The 15,208-nt window shown below is 71.6% G+C and carries 17 protein-coding genes; 12 read left to right on the forward strand and 5 right to left on the reverse strand.

The window, feature by feature from the left end; translation table 11 throughout:
- Window positions 1-127 precede the first annotated feature (127 nt).
- The 10 genes from A33M_RS03780 to A33M_RS03825 all read left to right on the forward strand — a co-directional run bounded on the left by A33M_RS03780 (window position 128) and on the right by A33M_RS03825 (window position 8,605).
- On the forward strand, window positions 128-1,390 hold the full coding sequence (locus A33M_RS03780) for a bifunctional cobalt-precorrin-7 (C(5))-methyltransferase/cobalt-precorrin-6B (C(15))-methyltransferase (RefSeq protein WP_008383677.1): 1,263 nt from the start codon (window positions 128-130) through the stop codon (window positions 1,388-1,390).
- Window positions 1,369-1,770, forward strand: coding sequence for a cobalamin biosynthesis protein (locus tag A33M_RS03785; RefSeq protein ID WP_237718267.1), 402 nt, complete (start codon window positions 1,369-1,371; stop codon window positions 1,768-1,770). The genes A33M_RS03780 and A33M_RS03785 overlap by 22 nt, the downstream gene beginning before the upstream one ends.
- A complete protein-coding gene (cobM, locus tag A33M_RS03790; protein WP_008383682.1) occupies window positions 1,767-2,528 on the forward strand; it encodes a precorrin-4 C(11)-methyltransferase in 762 nt (253 codons plus the stop codon). The genes A33M_RS03785 and cobM overlap by 4 nt, the downstream gene beginning before the upstream one ends.
- Window positions 2,525-3,841, forward strand: coding sequence for a cobyrinate a,c-diamide synthase (locus A33M_RS03795; RefSeq protein ID WP_008383683.1), 1,317 nt, complete (start codon window positions 2,525-2,527; stop codon window positions 3,839-3,841). Before cobM ends, A33M_RS03795 begins: the two co-directional genes overlap by 4 nt.
- A gap of 205 nt (window positions 3,842-4,046) precedes the next feature.
- Window positions 4,047-5,099 carry a FecCD family ABC transporter permease gene (locus tag A33M_RS03800; protein WP_008383687.1) on the forward strand — a complete coding sequence of 351 codons (1,053 nt, stop codon included), beginning with the start codon at window positions 4,047-4,049 and terminating at the stop codon, window positions 5,097-5,099.
- Complete coding sequence (locus A33M_RS03805) at window positions 5,096-5,881, forward strand: ABC transporter ATP-binding protein (RefSeq protein ID WP_008383689.1); 786 nt, start codon at window positions 5,096-5,098, stop codon at window positions 5,879-5,881. Before A33M_RS03800 ends, A33M_RS03805 begins: the two co-directional genes overlap by 4 nt.
- On the forward strand, window positions 5,866-6,696 hold the full coding sequence (locus tag A33M_RS03810) for an ABC transporter substrate-binding protein (RefSeq protein ID WP_008383691.1): 831 nt from the start codon (window positions 5,866-5,868) through the stop codon (window positions 6,694-6,696). Before A33M_RS03805 ends, A33M_RS03810 begins: the two co-directional genes overlap by 16 nt.
- Before the next feature lie 73 nt (window positions 6,697-6,769).
- The gene (locus A33M_RS03815; RefSeq protein ID WP_083850296.1) at window positions 6,770-7,237 is read left to right on the forward strand and encodes a DUF4112 domain-containing protein; all 468 of its coding nucleotides are present in this window, start codon (window positions 6,770-6,772) and stop codon (window positions 7,235-7,237) included.
- A gap of 42 nt (window positions 7,238-7,279) precedes the next feature.
- Window positions 7,280-7,570 (forward strand): HlyU family transcriptional regulator, encoded by a 291-nt coding sequence (locus tag A33M_RS03820; protein WP_008383695.1) that lies wholly within the window; start codon window positions 7,280-7,282, stop codon window positions 7,568-7,570.
- Window positions 7,571-7,888: 318 nt separating this feature from the next.
- Entirely contained in the window at window positions 7,889-8,605 is a 717-nt protein-coding gene (locus tag A33M_RS03825; RefSeq protein ID WP_008383697.1) for a hypothetical protein, read from the forward strand.
- Window positions 8,606-8,716: 111 nt separating this feature from the next.
- Here the strand turns inward: A33M_RS03825 and A33M_RS03830 are convergent, their stop codons facing one another.
- The 4 genes from A33M_RS03830 to A33M_RS24365 all read right to left on the reverse strand — a co-directional run bounded on the left by A33M_RS03830 (window position 8,717) and on the right by A33M_RS24365 (window position 11,169).
- Window positions 8,717-9,295, reverse strand: coding sequence for a nitrile hydratase accessory protein (locus tag A33M_RS03830; RefSeq protein ID WP_008383699.1), 579 nt, complete (start codon window positions 9,293-9,295; stop codon window positions 8,717-8,719).
- A gap of 95 nt (window positions 9,296-9,390) precedes the next feature.
- Window positions 9,391-10,257, reverse strand: a complete 867-nt coding sequence (locus tag A33M_RS03835) for a metal ABC transporter permease (protein ID WP_008383702.1) — start codon at window positions 10,255-10,257, stop codon at window positions 9,391-9,393.
- A gap of 7 nt (window positions 10,258-10,264) precedes the next feature.
- A complete protein-coding gene (aztA, locus tag A33M_RS03840; protein ID WP_040619216.1) occupies window positions 10,265-11,008 on the reverse strand; it encodes a zinc ABC transporter ATP-binding protein AztA in 744 nt (247 codons plus the stop codon).
- A 5-nt stretch (window positions 11,009-11,013) separates the two neighbouring features.
- Window positions 11,014-11,169, reverse strand: a complete 156-nt coding sequence (locus A33M_RS24365; RefSeq protein WP_008383706.1) for a hypothetical protein — start codon at window positions 11,167-11,169, stop codon at window positions 11,014-11,016.
- A 395-nt stretch (window positions 11,170-11,564) separates the two neighbouring features.
- Here A33M_RS24365 and A33M_RS03845 point away from each other — a divergent pair, with 395 nt between their 5' ends.
- Entirely contained in the window at window positions 11,565-11,936 is a 372-nt protein-coding gene (locus A33M_RS03845; RefSeq protein WP_008383708.1) for a hypothetical protein, read from the forward strand.
- A gap of 39 nt (window positions 11,937-11,975) precedes the next feature.
- On the opposite strand, the gene A33M_RS03850 is transcribed toward A33M_RS03845, so the two are convergent.
- The gene (locus A33M_RS03850; RefSeq protein ID WP_157223313.1) at window positions 11,976-14,252 is read right to left on the reverse strand and encodes a heavy metal translocating P-type ATPase; all 2,277 of its coding nucleotides are present in this window, start codon (window positions 14,250-14,252) and stop codon (window positions 11,976-11,978) included.
- 98 nt (window positions 14,253-14,350) lie between these two features.
- On the opposite strand from A33M_RS03850, the gene A33M_RS03855 reads away from it, so the two are divergent.
- Entirely contained in the window at window positions 14,351-14,869 is a 519-nt protein-coding gene (locus tag A33M_RS03855; RefSeq protein ID WP_008383714.1) for a GNAT family N-acetyltransferase, read from the forward strand.
- The last annotated feature ends 339 nt before the right edge of the window (window positions 14,870-15,208 follow it).

Genomic DNA, 15,208 nt, shown 5'->3' on the forward strand with positions numbered 1-15,208 from the left:
CCCGGAAGGGCGTCGGCGACAGGCGCTCGTTTCGTGACGCCACTGGGTCCCCGCCTTCGCGGGGACGAGCGGATGGTGTCGCCCGGCGTATCCTTTGGGCGGCCGCACGCTTCGAAAAGGTCCTGCCATGAGCTCGCCCACCGCCCCCCTCTCCGAAGCGCGCTCGGACACGGCCGACCGGCCCGGCCGCTGGCTGTCGCTGGTCGGCATCGGCGAGGACGGGATCGACGGCCTGTCGCCGGCCGCGCGGACGCTGGTCGAGAGCGCGGTGCTGGTGGTCGGCGGCGACCGCCATCTCGCCCTCGCCGAAACCTTGGTGCACGGGGAAACGCTCGCCTGGCCGCGGCCGATGCGCGACGCCTTTCCGGCCATCACCGCGCGACGGGGCCGGCCGGTGGCGGTGCTCGCGACCGGCGATCCGTTCTGCTACGGCGTCGGCCGCATGCTCGGCGAGGTGATCCCGGCCGACGAGATCTTTTGTCTGCCCCAGCCCTCCGCCTTCAGCCTGGCAGCGGCGCGGCTCGCCTGGTCGCTGCCCGATCTCGCCACCGTCACGCTGCACGGCCGGCCGCTCGAGACGATCGTCCGGCATCTCCAGCCGGGCGCGCGCGTGCTGGCGCTGTCGTGGGACGGCACCACCCCGCAAAAGCTCGCCGAGCTTCTGGTCGCGCGCGGCATGGGCGGCTCGACGCTGCACGTGCTGGAAGCGCTCGGCGGTCCGCGCGAAAACGTTCGGTCGGCGCGGGCCGACGTCTTTCGCCTGGAAAACATCGACCCGCTGAACCTGATCGGCCTCGAGGTGGTCGCCGACCCGAACGCCCTCGTGGTGCCGCTCGCCTCCGGCCTCGACGACGATCTATTCGAGCACGACGGCCAGCTCACCAAGCGCGAGATCCGCGCCGTCACGCTGTCGGCGCTGGCGCCGCGCGCCGGCGAGCTTCTGTGGGACGTCGGGCTCGGCGCCGGCTCGATCGCGATCGAGTGGCTGTTGTGCCACCCCGCGATGCGGGCGATCGGCATCGAGGCGCGGCCCGACCGGGCGGCGCGCGCCGCCCACAACGCGGCGAATCTCGGCACGCCGGACCTGACGATCGTCGAGGGCCGCGCGCCCGACGCGCTGAAGGACTTGCCCGCCCCCGATGCCGTCTTCGTCGGCGGCGGCTTTTCCGTGCCCGGCGTGTTCGAGACGGCGTGGGCGGCGCTGAAGCCGGGCGGCCGGCTGGTCGCCAATGTGGTGACGCTGGAGGCGGAGGCGCGCCTCCTCGATCTCCACCAAAGGCACGGCGGCGAGCTGATCCGCCTCGCGGTCGCCCGCGCGGAACCGGTCGGCACGCTGTCGGGCTTCCGGCCGGCGATGCCGGTGACCCAGTGGCGGGTGAGAAAGCCGTGATGGTGGCGGGTGTCGGCTTTCGCCGCGGCACCTCCGCCGCGGCCATCATTGAAGCGGTGCAGGCCGCCTTGGCGGATGCCGGCCGGGCGGGCCAAAAACCCGACGCGCTCGCCACCGCCGCCTTCAAGGCCGACGAGCCGGCATTTTGCGAGGCCGCAGAAAAGCTCGGCGTGCCGCTGGTCGCGGTCACGACAGCGAAGCTCGAGAGCGTGGCGGAAAAACTCCTCACGCGGTCGGAGCGGGTAAAAGACGCGGTCGGCACGGCCTCGGTCGCGGAGGCCGCGGCGCTCGCCGCCGCCGGCCGCAACGCCCGGCTCGCCGGTCCGCGTGTCGCCACGAAAAGCGCCACCTGCGCGCTCGCCATCGGAGACGGCCCGTGACCGTGCATTTCATCGGCGCCGGCCCCGGCGCGCCCGACCTGATCACGGTGCGGGGCCGCGACCTGCTCGCCCGCTGCCCGGTCTGCCTTTTTGCCGGATCGCTGGTGCCGGCGGCGCTGCTGTCGCACTGCCCGAAGGGCGCGCGCATCGTCGACACCGCGCCGATGTCGCTCGACGAGATCGCCGCCGAGTTCTTTCGCGCCCACGAGGCGGGCCACGACGTCGCCCGGCTGCACTCCGGCGACCTTTCGGTGTGGAGCGCGCTCGGCGAGCAGCTGCGCCGGCTCGACGCGCTCGGCATCCCCTACACGGTGACGCCCGGCGTGCCCTCCTTCGCCGCCGCCGCCGCCGCCCTGAAGACCGAGCTGACGCTGCCGGAGGTGGCGCAGAGCGTGGTGCTGACCCGCACCTCGGGGCGCGCCTCGGCGATGCCGGAGAGCGAGTCGCTCGCCGCCTTCGCCGCCACCAAGGCGACGCTGGCGATTCACCTCTCCATTCACGTGCTCGACCGGCTGGTCGAGACGCTGATCCCCGCTTATGGCGAAAGCTGCCCGGTGGCGATCGTCTATCGCGCGACCTGGCCGGAGGAGCGCATTCTTCGCGGCACCCTCGGCACCATCGTCGCGGAGGCGCAAAAATCGCCGATGGAGCGCACTGCGCTGGTGCTGGTCGGCGAGGTGTTGGGCTCAGGCGATTTCCGCGACAGCGCGCTCTACGACGCCGGCTATCAGCGCCGCTTTCGCGGACGCACCGAATGAGCACGCCGGGCCTTTTGATCGCAGCCCCGCGCTCGGCGAGCGGCAAGACCACCGTCACCCTCGGTCTTTTGCGCGCGCTACGCAAAAGGGGCCTTTCGGTGCAGCCCTACAAATGCGGCCCGGATTACATCGACCCCGCCTGGCACGCGGTCGCGGCCGGCCGGCCGAGCTTCAATCTCGACGGCTTTTCCATGCGCCCGGCGCTCCTCGCCGATCTGCTGGGCGAGACGGCGGGCGCCGACGTCGCGGTCGCCGAGGGCGTGATGGGTTTGTTCGACGGCGCCCCGGCAGACGGGCAGTCCGGCAACGGCGCTTCCGCCGACATCGCGGCGCTCACCGGCTGGCCGGTGGTGCTGGTGCTCGACGTCTCCGGCCAGACCGAGACGGCGGCAGCGGTCGCGCTCGGCTGTGCAAGATACCGGGACGACGTGACGGTCGCCGGCGTGATCCTCAACAAGGTCGCGAGCCCGCGCCACCTCGCGGCGGTGACGCCGGGTTTCGCGAGGATCGGCCTGCCGGTGCTCGGCGCAGTGTTTCGTGACGATACGTTGGCGCTGCCGGAGCGGCATCTCGGGCTGGTCCAGGCGGCCGAGACGGAGGAGATCGAGGCGCGGCTCGACCGGCTCGCCGACGTCGAAAAGGTCGATCTCGATGCGATCTTGTGCGCCGCACGGCCGCTCGTGGCGCCGCTCCAACGACCCGGTGCCGCCGCGCTGCCGCCGCCCGGCCAAACAATCGCGCTGGCGCAGGATGCGGCGTTCTCCTTCGTCTATCCGCACCTTTTGCGCACATGGCGGGCCGCCGGGGCCGAGCTGAAAATGTTTTCGCCGCTCGCCGACGAGCCGCCGGATTCGTCCGCCGATGTCGTCTGGCTGCCGGGTGGCTATCCCGAGCTTTTTGCCGGCCGGCTCGCGAGCGCCGAAAATTTTCGCGCCGGCATGAAAGCGCTCGCGGAGAAGAGTACAAAAATCCACGGCGAGTGCGGAGGCTTCATGGTGTTGGGCGCGGGCCTCGTCGATGCGGAGGGCACGCGGCACCAGATGCTCGGCCTGCTGGGCCTCGAGACGTCGTTCGCCGTGAAAAAGCTGCATCTCGGCTATCGCCGGGCAAGCCTGCTCGCACCGTGCGTGCTCGGAGAGGCGGCCGCGCGCTTCCTGGGGCACGAGTTCCATTACGCGACCGTGCTCGCCTGCCCCGACGATCCGCTCGCCACCTGCCACGACGCCACGGGCCGGCCGGTCGCCGAGAGCGGCGCCCGCCGCGGGTGTGTGACGGGCACCTTCTTTCACCTGATCGACCGGGTGGCGGCATGAGAGAATACCCCGTTTGCCACGCCCACATCCGTCATGCGCGGGCTCGACCCGCGCATCCATCGAACGCAAGAAAGTTCTTGTTGTTTGGTTTGATGGATCGCCGGGTCGAGCCCGGCGATGACGGCAGAGCCCGTGGCCCGATCTCGACTCTCACGGCACCGGGGACCAGCACGCGCGCACCCCGCCACAAAGGCGTTCGCCTCCGATGAAAGCCGACGGCAGGACGAGAGCCAAAACCTTCGGCGCCGCCGCCGCGCTCGGCACCGGCGGGCCGACGCTCGCGCTGACGGCCGTGGTGCTCGTGCTGTTCGTCGGGTCGCTGGCGATCGGTCCCGTAAAGCTGTCGCCGCTCGCGGTCGCCGAGGCGCTCGCCGGGCAGGGTAGCGAGACCGCCCGCATCATCGTGCAGGAGATCCGGCTGCCGCGGGCGATATTGTCGGTGGCGATCGGCGGTGTTTTGGGCCTTTCGGGCGCGGCGCTGCAGGGCTTGCTCAGAAATCCGCTCGCCTCGCCGGCGCTGTTCGGCGCGCCGCAGGCGGCGGCGTTCGGCGCGGTTTTGGCGATCTCGCTCGGGCTCGTGAACGTGCTGTCCTTCGCGCTGCCGATCGCCGCCATTCTCGGCGCCTTCCTGTCGGTGTTCGTGCTGCTCGCGGTCGCCGGCCGCAACGCCAACCTGCTTCTGTTGATCCTCGCCGGCCTCGCGCTGTCGAGCCTCGCCGGGGCCGGCACCTCGCTCGCCATGAACCTCGCGCCAAATCCCTTCGCGGTGCTGGAGATCTCGTTCTGGCTTTTGGGCTCGCTCGAGGACCGCAGCTTTCGCCACGTCGCGCTGGCGCTGCCCTTCATCGTGGTGGGGGCAACGCTCCTGATGGCGCAGCGGCAAAAATTCCGCGTGCTCGCGCTCGGCGAGGAGACCGCCCAAAGCCTCGGCGTCGATGTCGAGCGCTTGCGGCTGCTGGTCGTGGTCGGCGTCGCGCTCGGCGTCGGCGGGGCGGTGGCGGTCGCCGGCACGATCGGCTTCATCGGGCTGGTGGCGCCGCATCTGATGCGGCCGCTGGTCGGCTGGGACCCGGCGAAACTGATGGTGCCGAGCGCGCTCGCCGGCGCCGGCCTGCTGACCGCCGCCGATATCGCGGTGCGGCTGATCCCGGCGGCGACCGACGTGAAGGTCGGCGTGCTCACCGCGATCATCGGCGTGCCGTTCTTCCTGTGGCTGATCGTGCGCGAGCGCCGGGCGCTCGGCGGAGGGGTGTCGTGAGCACGGCGGCGCCGTATCTGGTCGCCGAAAAGGTCGGCGTCGCGCTCGGCCGCCGCGAGGTGCTGGCCGACGTCTCGCTGTCGCTCGAGCGAAAAAGCCTGGTGGCGCTGGTCGGGCCGAACGGCGCCGGCAAGACCACCCTGTTGCGCGCCTTGGCGGGGCTGGTTCCCGCGAGCGGCACGGTCTTCGCCGATGGAGAAGCGGTCGCCGCGCTGTCGGTGAAGGAGCGGGCGCGCCGCTTCGCCTATCTGCCGCAGGGGCATGCGGTGCACTGGCCGCTGCCGGTGCGCGACGTGGTGGCGCTCGGCCGCTTCCCGCACGGCGCGACCGACCCGTCCCGGCTCGGCCCGGCCGATCTCGCCGCGGTCGAGCGGGCGATCGCCGCGACCGACCTGAAAACGCTCGCCGACCGGCGGATCACCGAGCTGTCCGGCGGCGAGCGGGCGCGCGTCGCCCTCGCCCGCGTGCTGGCGGTGGAGGCGCCGGTGATCCTCGCCGACGAGCCGGTCGCCGCCCTCGACCCGCATTATCAGCTCGAGGTGACGGGCCTCTTGCACGCCGCGGCCGCGAACGGGGCGCTGGTGATCGTGGTGACGCACGATCTCGGCCTCGCCGCCCGCTTTGCCGACAAGGTGCTGGTGCTCGCCGACGGCCGCCTCGTGCTGCACGGCCCGCCCGCCGAGGCGCTGGCGCCGGAGATTTTGGCGAGCGTCTTCCGGATCGCCGCCTTTCACGGCGGGCACGACGGCCAGCCGGTGGTGGTGCCATGGTCCGCCACCTAGTCGCCGTCCTCCTGACGCTGCTGATCGTGGCTCCGGCACATGCTGCCGGGCCAAAGAGAATCGCCTCGCTCAATCTGTGCACCGATCAGCTCCTGATGGCGCTCGCCGATCCCGAGCAGATCGTCGGCCTGAGCCCGTATGCGCGCGACGCCGACCGCTCCTTCATGGCGGAGGAGGCCAAGAAATTCCGGCTCCTGTCGGGCACCGCCGAGGACGTGCTGATGCTGGAGCCGGACCTCGTGGTGGCCGGGCGGTTCGCCCGCCGGGCGACCCGCATGCTCCTGAAGGGCTCCGGCCTGCCAGTCGCCGAGTTCGACATCGCCCGCTCGATCGCCGAGGCCAAGGCGGACATTTCGCGGATGGGCGAGCTGGTCGGCCATCCCGAGCGCGCCGCGGCGGCCAATGGGCGGATCGACGCCGCCCTCGCCCGCGCCCGGGCGGCGGCGACGGGGCACGCGCGCACGGTGCTCGCGGTGTCGCGGCGCGGCTGGGTGCCGGGCGGCCAGACGCTGACAAACGATCTCCTGAACGCCGCCGGCCTCGTCAATATCGCGCCAAAACTCGGGTTCCGCACCGGCGGCTTCGCGTCGCTCGAGACGATCGTCGCGGCGCGCCCCGACGACATTCTGGTGGCCGGCGGCGGCGACACCCCCGAGGACCAGGGCCAGGCCTTTCTGCTGCACCCGGCGCTGACCCGGCTCTATCCGCCGGCCCGGCGCATCGTGATGCCCGAGCGGCTCACCGTGTGCGGCGGGCCGATGCTCGCCGATGCGCTCGACCGGCTCGCCGCGGCAGCCGGCCGGCTGCCGCCGTGACGCGGGGCCCCCGGCCGGCGGGTCCTCTCGAGGATCCACTTGAAGCAAGCCGGCGTCACACCATTTGCGGGTGATGACCACCTGGGATCACCGCAGAAACGATCGCGACGACGCCGACTTTTTCGCCCGCGCCGCCGGCACCGACCGGGCCGCGCGCGAAAACGCCTATCAGCGCGAAAACGCCCATCAGCGGGTGCGGCGGCTGGAGTCGCTCGCCCATCTGCTCGACACCGCGATCGTCGTTCCGGGCCTCGGCGTGCGGGTCGGCATGGACGCGCTGATCGGGCTGGTGCCCGGCATCGGCGATGCCGCCACCACGCTGCTGTCGCTGTGGATCGTGCGCGAGGCGTGGGCGCTCGGGGCGCCGCGCCACGTGATCGGCCGCATGCTGGCCAATGTCGCGGTGGACGGCGCGGTCGGCGCGGTGCCGCTGGTCGGCGACGCCTTCGACGTGATGTGGCGGGCCAACCGCCGCAACGTTCGTCTGCTGCGCGATTGGCTCGACCGCGAGGCGTTTTCGCTCCGCCGCGAAGGGTGGTAAGTCCCGGCCGACCGGCACGGGCCGGCGGCGGTGGAGATCGTCATGTCGTTCCTGAAGAAGCTGTTCGGCGCCGGCGGGGGGTCCGCTCGCGAGGCGGCGCCGGCGAGCGAGCCGGTCGAGTACCGGGGCTTCGTCATTCGCGCCGCGCCCTACCGCAACCACGCCGGCCAGTATCAGACCGCCGGCACCATCGAGAAGACGATCGACGGCGTCGTGAAGGAGCACCGCTTCGTGCGGGCCGACAGCCACGCCTCGCACGAGGACGCGGTGGCCTTCAGCATCACCAAGGCGCGCCAGATCGTCGACCTGCAGGGCGATCGCCTGTTCGGCTGACGCCCGCATACTTTGTCGGGACCGACCTTGCCGCACCGCACCATTGTCGCGGCCGGGTCCAGTCGAGCGTCAATACTCGCACCCCGTGCGACGAATACATCGTCTCTATCGAAAAAATTGCCGACGACTTCTTTCGCAAAGCGGGATCGAAACGGCCCCCTCGTGCGTTGTCGTGGGACGACGGGGACTTCGCACATCCATCCCGGGTGACGCCGCCGTCCCCCGCGCGAAAAATCTTTTCGACAATGGCCTCGATCCCGGTTCGCCGAGAAACGGTTCGCCCGTGCGGTGACCGAGCGCCGGCCGGAAGGTGGTGACATGCAGGAGCAACAATACCTCGACGACCTCGCGGTCCGCGCCGCGGTCGCGGGTTGGCAAGGCGGCGAGGCGGCGTTCTCGGCGTCTTTCAAGTCGAAGACCATCGTATCGGCGGAGCTGCTGAATCGATGGCTCGCCTTCTGGGGCCTCGGCGACCGGCTCCGGCGCGATCAGCGCGAGCAGTTCCGCGATTTTCTGGAGCGAGCCGCCCGGCCGGCGCTGTGCAACATCCTCGATGCCGGGCCGGACGCCTGGGCACTGGTCGACGATCTGAATTTCCAGGCGGTGCAGGAAAAGCTCACGACCGCCTCGCTGATGTCGCTGCTCACCCGCTTCGCCTGCTCGTGCGAGCCGACCGTGTTCGCCCCGGCGACCCAGCACAGCCGGCGCGGCATCCAGGTTCTCTGCCGCAACCACCCGGACGGCCGCAAGCTCTCCGACATGAGCTATCGGTCCTTCATGATCGCCTTCATGCGCGAGCAGGAGCGGTTCGCCAGCCGGATCGCGACGGCGCTGCTCAAGCTGCCGTCGACCGCGGCGAACGGCACGCCGCTGCCGGCCGACGTGATCACCATGCGGGCGTTCGACCGGCGGCTGATGCTGCTCGGCGGCTACACGCCCGCGCGGATGGAGCAGGAGGTCGCCCGGCTGCAGAGCGCCGGCGGCACCCGCCCGGCCGAGCGGCGCTCGCGCAGCGCCGCCGCGGGCAAGGCGTGAGGCTCGCCCGTCGTCCGCGCTCCTCCGGGGCATGATCGCGGCCGGGCGAGATCGCGGCAAGCCATGCCTCCCGGCCGGTGCCCGGCCGGGAGAGCGCACCCGAAATATCTTCTATTGAAAATCCTCCGGCCGCAGCCGGATCGGCGCCCCCTGCGGGGTGCGGGCGGCCGCCTCGTCCCAGGCGTGGCGATAGCGGGTGAGTGCCGCCGCATCGGCGAGGCCCTTGTGCGCCGCCATGCTCTCCAGCGCGTCGAGCCACACCTCGTAATAGCTCGCCTTCTCGGTCGCCGGATCGCCGCGCAGACGGCGGAGGGTGCCGCCGAGCACCGGCGCCCATTCCGCCCACGAGAAGACGCCGCGCTGCTCGAGCACGGTCGCCAGCACGAAGGCGTGCGCCTCCCAGCGGTCGCGGAACAGCGGGCCGACGGAATCGCGCGGGATCGCCATCATCGCCCGGGCGCCGAGGGTGGCGTCCGGCAGGCCGGCGTCGCCGTCGGCCGGTGCGGCGGCGGCCGCGGCCTCCGCCTCGGCGGGGACGACCCGCGTCATGTAGACGTCGACGAAGCCGTCGAGCGCGCCCGCCTCGACGCAGCCCTTGTCGGCGACGAGGCTCGCGAGCGCCCGGATCCGCAGATCGGGATCGGACAGCTCGGAGCCGGCGGCGGAGGTCGTGTCGCGGTGCTCTGTCATCCGGGAAGCGTAACGGAGCGCACGCGGCGACGCTACCGCCGATCGACACGAAACCGCATCCGCAATCGCACGCCCCGCGGGCCGGACCGGTGGGGTCACGCCTCGAGGTGGCGGCGCGGCAACAGGCCGGTGACGATGCCGCCGACCCGGCCGAACAGCACCGAGAGGACATAGAGCCCGCCGGCCACCAGGATGATCGCCGGGCCCGAGGGCACGCCGGTGTGGTACGACAGCAGGAGCCCGCTATAGGCCGACAGGATGCCGGTCGCGATCGCCACCACGATCATGCCGGTGAGGTCCTTTGCCCAGAACCGCCCGACCACCGCCGGCACGATCACCATGCCGACCGCGAGCAGCGTGCCGAGCGCCTGGAACCCGCCGACCAGATTGAGGACCAGCAGCCCGAGAAAGGCGATGTGAGCGAGCGCGCCCGCCCGGCTCACCGAGCGCAGGAACACCGGGTCGACGCATTCGAGCACCAGAGGCCGCCAGATCACCGCCAGCACGACGAGCGAGACGGTGGCGATCGAGGCGATCAGCAGCAAGGTCTCGTCATCCAGCGCCAGCACGCTGCCGAACAAAAAGTCGAGCAGATCGACATTGGTGCCGCGCATCGACACGATCACCACGCCGAGCGCGAGCGACATCAGGAAGAAGGCGGCGAGCGCCGCGTCCTCCTTGATGTGGGTGAGGCGGGTGACGACGCCGGTCAAGAGCGCCACCAGAAGCCCGGCGGCGATGCCGCCCGCGGTCATCGCGAACAGATCCAGGCCGGCGACCAGGAAGCCGATCGCCGCCCCCGGCAGGATCGCGTGCGCCATGGTGTCGCCGACCAGGCTCATCCGCCGCAGCATCAGGATGACGCCGACCGGCGCGGCGCCGAAGGCGAGCGCCACCGTGCCGGCGAGAGCGCGGCGCATGAACTCGAACTCGAGGAACGGCGCGATCAGGAGGTCGTACATCCGAAGCTCACTCGGCCGCCACCCGGCACGGGCCGGCGCTCTCGTCGAACGCCTCGCACATGCGCCGGGCCTTTTGCAGGTTCTGCTCGGTCAACACCTCGGCGGTGTCGCCCCACGCGACCTTCTCCCGCGCCAGCAGGAGGACTTCCGGAAAGCGCGTGCGCACCATCTCGAGGTCGTGCAATGCGGCGAGCACGGTGCGGCCCTCGTGATGCCAGCGGCGCACCAGCTCGAACAAATCGGCGGTGGTCTTCGCGTCGATCGCGTTGAACGGCTCGTCGAGCACGATCAGCGCGGCGTCCTGCAACAGCAGGCGGGCGAACAGCACGCGCTGCATCTGCCCGCCCGACAGCGCGCCGATCGGGCGCGTCTCGAAGCCCGACAGCCCGACCGCGGCGATCGCGGCAAACACCCGCTCGCGCGCCGCCCGGCCGATGCCGGAGAAGAGGCCGATCTGCCGCCACAGGCCCATCGCGACGAGGTCGTAGACGGTGATCGGGAAGGTGCGGTCGATCTCGGCGAGCTGCGGCAGATAGGCGATGTCGCGGCGGCGCAGGCCGAGCCGCTCGACCCGCCCCGAAAGTGGTTTCACGACCCCGACGATCCCCTTGAACAGGGTCGACTTTCCTGCCCCGTTCGGGCCGACGACGGCGATCAAGGCGCCCTTCTCGACCGCGCCGTCGAGATGGTGGACGGCCGGATGGCGCTCGTAGCCGAGGGTGAGGTCGCGGAAGGCGAGCTGTGCCGGCATCGTCGTCAGCCCCACAGCATCGCCCAGGCGACCAGGCCCCACACCAGGCCCGCCACTCCGGCGACCAGCAAGAGCCTGCGCGCCAGCGACAATCGCAGCAGCGACGGCGACAGCGGCGGCGACGGATGGGCGAAACCCGGGTCGTGGTGATGGTGCGTCATGGGGCCTTTTTGGCCGGCGCGTTGCGGGCGTGCGGGGGATCGCGGCGCCCGGCGGGCGCCAGATATTGTTATAGTATCACAGGATCGCTGCCAACTGCCGTGTGGCGAAACCGGGCGGGCGGCCGAAAGTGCCCATTTTCGTGCACGAAGGTCGCTCGCGACGCTCCTCCGGCCGAAAACCCGCGGCGGCGGAGCGTGCACCGGCCACATCTCGTGCGAGATGAGAAGTAACGGTAACAACCTATTAAATGATTTGGTGAATTCTTGTGCCGTTCAGATGCGGCCACCCGGTTCGGGGGATCCGCTCGGGACGACGGCGGGTCCGCCCGGACGCCCGCCGCCCGCACCGCATTGCACACCGACCGGGCGCAAATTTTCAGCCGGAGCGCGCCGCCATGCGGACCCTGTACGCCCTTCTCTGCCTCACCCTCGTCCTGTTCGCGACCGGCAAGCTGCCGATGCAGCAGCACCGCCCGCACCTCACCGCGGCCCCGGTGGTTCAGGCGGTGATGGCGAGCGCGGTGACGCCGGCCGAAGCCGCGGTGACGACGCCCGCCCCGGAGGCCGCGAAGCCGGCCACCGACACGAAGGCCGCCGATGGGAAGGCCGCCGATGCGAAGGTCGCGGCGATGTCCGCCACCCCGGCTCCCGCCGCCGCGCCGGTTCCGCAAGCGCCGAAGCTTCGCACCGTCACCGTGCGCCAGTGCGCCGTGCGCGGAGCGTTCGGCGGCCGCAACTGCACCGAGACGGTCAAGATCCTGAACTGACGGGCGGCCGCTCCGGGTCGCCGGTCTTTTCCGGGCGATCTACTCGCCGGACGAGAAGCGCGGGCGCCAGCGCTTCAGCCACAGCGAGTTGGTCACCACCGAGACCGACGACATCGCCATCGCCGCCCCGGCGAGCGCCGGGGTGAGGAAGCCGGCGGCGGCGAGCGGAATGCCGATCACGTTGTAGACGAAGGCCCAGAACAGATTCTGCCGGATTTTTCTGACCGTCCGGCGGGAGATGTCGAGGGCGGCGGCGACGAGCCGCGGATCGGGCCGCATCAGGGTGACGCCGGCGGTCTCCACCGCCACGTCCGCCCCGGTGCCGAGCGCGATGCCGACCTCGGCCGCGGCGAGTGCCGGCGCGTCGTTGATGCCGTCGCCGACCATCGCCGGCTTGTGCCCGGCCGCGGCGAGCGCCGACAGCGCGCCCGACTTGTCGGCCGGTTTCACGGACGCCTTGTAGTCGGTGAGGCCGAGCGCGCCCGCGACCTTTGCCGCCACCGCCTCGGAGTCGCCGGTCAGCATCTCCGAGCGCACGCCGCGCCGGGCGAGCAGCTTCACCGCCTCGGCCGCTTCCGGCCGCACCGGATCGGCGATGCCGAGCACACCGATCGCCGCGCCGTCGGCCGACACCACCACCGCGGTGCGAGCCTCGCTCTCGATCTTTGCCAGCACCGGCTCGACCGGGCCGATATCGACGCTCTGCTCGCGCATAAGGTCGCGGTTGCCGATGGCGATCCGCTTGCCCTCGACCGTGCCGACCACACCGCGCCCGACCTGCGCCTGAAAATTTTCCACGTTTGGCAGCGCGCCCTGCGGGGCCGCGGCGAGCACCGCCTTGGCGAGCGGGTGCTCGCTCGCCGACTGGACGGCGGCGGAGAGGCGCAGCAGCGTGTCCTCGTCGGTGCCGGCGAGCGGCACGGCGTCGGTCAGCGCCGGGCGGCCTTCGGTCAAGGTGCCGGTCTTGTCGAACACCACGGTGTCGACCGCAGCCGCCCGCTCCAGCGCCTCGATGTCCTTCACCAGGATGCCGGCGCGGGCCGCCGCCCCGGTCCCCGCCACCAGGGCGGCGGGTGTCGCGAGGCCGAGCGCGCACGGGCAGGCGATGACGAGCACCGAGACGGCAGCGATCAGCGCATTTTCAAAGCCGTGGCCGGCGAGCATCCAGCCGGCAAAGGCGAGAACCGCGATGCCGATCACGGTCGGCACGAACACCGCGGACACCTTGTCGACCAGGCGCTGCACCGGCGCCTTGCCGGACTGGGCGTTCTCCACCATCCGGATGATGCGGGCGAGCGTGGTGTCCTCGCCGACCGCGATCGCCTCGATGGTCAGCCGGCCGACGCCGTTGAGCGCGCCCGCGGTCACCCGGTCGCCCGGCCGCTTCACCACCGGCACGCTCTCGCCGGTGATCAGCGATTCGTCGGCCTCGCTCTCGCCCTCGATCACCGTGCCGTCGACCGGCATGCGCTCGCCCGGCCGCACGATCACGCTGTCGCCGGCCCGCACCTCCTCGATGCCGATCTCCACTTCCGCGCCGTGCCGCAGCACGCGGGCGCGCTCGGGCCGCAGCGTCATCAGCGCGCGGATCGCCGCGGTGGTGCCGCGCTTGGCCCGCGCCTCCAGCCACTTGCCGAACATCACCAGCGTGATGACGGCGGCCGCCCCCTCGAAATAGAGATGGCCGGCGGCAGCATGACCGCGGTCGAGCAGCATGTAGAGGCTGAACAGATAGGCCGCCGAGGTGCCGAGCGCGACCAGGAGGTCCATGTTGCCGGAGCCGGCCCGCACCGCCTTCCAGGCCGCCTTGTAGAAGCGGGCGCCGACGAGAACCTGCACCGGGGTGGCGAGCGCAAGCTCGACCCACGGGTCGAGATGCAGCGACAGGCCGAACGGCGCCGCCATCATCGGCAGCACCAGCGGCAGCGTGAGAAGCGCGGAGACGATCAGCAGGAGCAGCTGGCGGCGCTCGGCGGCGGCGCGCTCGGCCTCCACCGCCTGCTGCTCGGCGCGCCGCTCGGCGGCGGACGGCGGACGCGGATGGGCGCCGAAGCCGGTGCGCTCGACCGCGGCGGCGAGCGCTTCGGGGGTGACGTCCGCGGAGGTGAGGTCGACGTCGGCCCGCTCGAGCGCCAGATTGACGCTCGCCAGCGACACCCCCGGCACGCGCGACAGCGCCTTCTCCACCCGGCCCGCGCAGGCGGCGCAGGTCATGCCGGTGATGTCGAGCACCACGTGGCCGGCGGGCTTTTGGGAGGTTGCGGGAGCGGCGGGGGACGCGGACACGTCGGACTTGCGGTCGAGGGCGAGAGACATCAGCTAAACCTCCGTTGCGACCAAGATGGCGTCCGGTGCCCGCTTCGGCAACGCCGCATACGCCGCACGCCCGGTCCCCGCGCGAGGCTCTTTCCACCATGACGGTGCCAGACTACGTGGTTCGGCCGGCGACCCGCGCCGATCTCGACGCCCTGGTCGGGCTGGAGGCGGCGGTGTTTGCCGGCGACCGGCTGTCGCGCCGCAGCTTTGGCCGGCTGGTCGAGGCCCCCTCGGCGGCCGTGCTGGTGGCCGATGTCGGCAACGCGGTCGCCGGCGCCACGGTGGTGCTGGTGCGGCGAAACAGCCGGACGGCGCGGCTCTACTCGATCGCGGTCGCCCCGCCCTTTGCCGGCCGCGGCATCGGCCCGGCGCTGCTCGCCGCCGGCGAAGATTTTGCCCGCACCCGCGGTGCCGACCGCATGCGGCTGGAAGTCCGGACCGACAACGATCGGGCGATCGCCCGCTACCACAAAGCGGGATACCTGCCGTTCGGCCGGCGCGTGGACTATTACGAGGACGGCGCCGACGCGCTGCGCTTCGAGAAGCCGCTCGCCGCCGGCCCGGACGACGCGCCTGCAAAAAGCGTGGCAGCCCGATCACACGCGCCGACGTCGTGAGCCGGGGGCGCCAGAAGCGCCACGGCTCACTGCTCGCCGGCAGCAGAATCTGTTATGAGAGCAGCACGTGGCGCGCCGGCACGGCGAACGCCCGATCTCAGGACATTGCATGCCGACCCGCGGCGCGCCGCACCGGGTGTTCGTGGTCAGACGCGTGGCCCGGCCTGGGCACCGACCTGGGCACCGATCCGGGCACGCGTGGCGGAACATGCATGCCTCGTCACGGTCCCGTGCCCGGATGCCGTCTCGCCTGCATCTCACAAAACCTCGGCAGACGAAGAACATGCCATGCGGTTGCCGCCATTCGGGCGGATTCCACGCCGCGGATCGGCCCCGTCC

This window comes from Rhodovulum sp. PH10 (assembly GCF_000293785.1).
Lineage (GTDB): Bacteria > Pseudomonadota > Alphaproteobacteria > Rhizobiales > Xanthobacteraceae > Rhodoplanes.

Excerpts from the sequence above, each read along its gene's own strand:
- A33M_RS03835 (WP_008383702.1), bottom strand. The coding sequence starts at position 10,257 with ATGTACGACCTCCTGATCGCGCCGTTCCTCGAGTTCGAGTTCATGCGC.
- A33M_RS03845 (WP_008383708.1), top strand. The coding sequence starts at position 11,565 with ATGCGGACCCTGTACGCCCTTCTCTGCCTCACCCTCGTCCTGTTCGCG.
- A33M_RS03850 (WP_157223313.1), bottom strand. The coding sequence starts at position 14,252 with ATGTCTCTCGCCCTCGACCGCAAGTCCGACGTGTCCGCGTCCCCCGCC.
- A33M_RS03800 (WP_008383687.1), top strand. The coding sequence starts at position 4,047 with ATGAAAGCCGACGGCAGGACGAGAGCCAAAACCTTCGGCGCCGCCGCC.
- A33M_RS03810 (WP_008383691.1), top strand. The coding sequence starts at position 5,866 with ATGGTCCGCCACCTAGTCGCCGTCCTCCTGACGCTGCTGATCGTGGCT.
- A33M_RS03820 (WP_008383695.1), top strand. The coding sequence starts at position 7,280 with ATGTCGTTCCTGAAGAAGCTGTTCGGCGCCGGCGGGGGGTCCGCTCGC.
- A33M_RS03795 (WP_008383683.1), top strand. The coding sequence starts at position 2,525 with ATGAGCACGCCGGGCCTTTTGATCGCAGCCCCGCGCTCGGCGAGCGGC.
- A33M_RS03825 (WP_008383697.1), top strand. The coding sequence starts at position 7,889 with ATGCAGGAGCAACAATACCTCGACGACCTCGCGGTCCGCGCCGCGGTC.
- A33M_RS24365 (WP_008383706.1), bottom strand. The coding sequence starts at position 11,169 with ATGACGCACCATCACCACGACCCGGGTTTCGCCCATCCGTCGCCGCCG.
- A33M_RS03855 (WP_008383714.1), top strand. The coding sequence starts at position 14,351 with ATGACGGTGCCAGACTACGTGGTTCGGCCGGCGACCCGCGCCGATCTC.
- A33M_RS03780 (WP_008383677.1), top strand. The coding sequence starts at position 128 with ATGAGCTCGCCCACCGCCCCCCTCTCCGAAGCGCGCTCGGACACGGCC.
- A33M_RS03830 (WP_008383699.1), bottom strand. The coding sequence starts at position 9,295 with ATGACAGAGCACCGCGACACGACCTCCGCCGCCGGCTCCGAGCTGTCC.
- aztA (WP_040619216.1), bottom strand. The coding sequence starts at position 11,008 with ATGCCGGCACAGCTCGCCTTCCGCGACCTCACCCTCGGCTACGAGCGC.
- A33M_RS03815 (WP_083850296.1), top strand. The coding sequence starts at position 6,770 with ATGACCACCTGGGATCACCGCAGAAACGATCGCGACGACGCCGACTTT.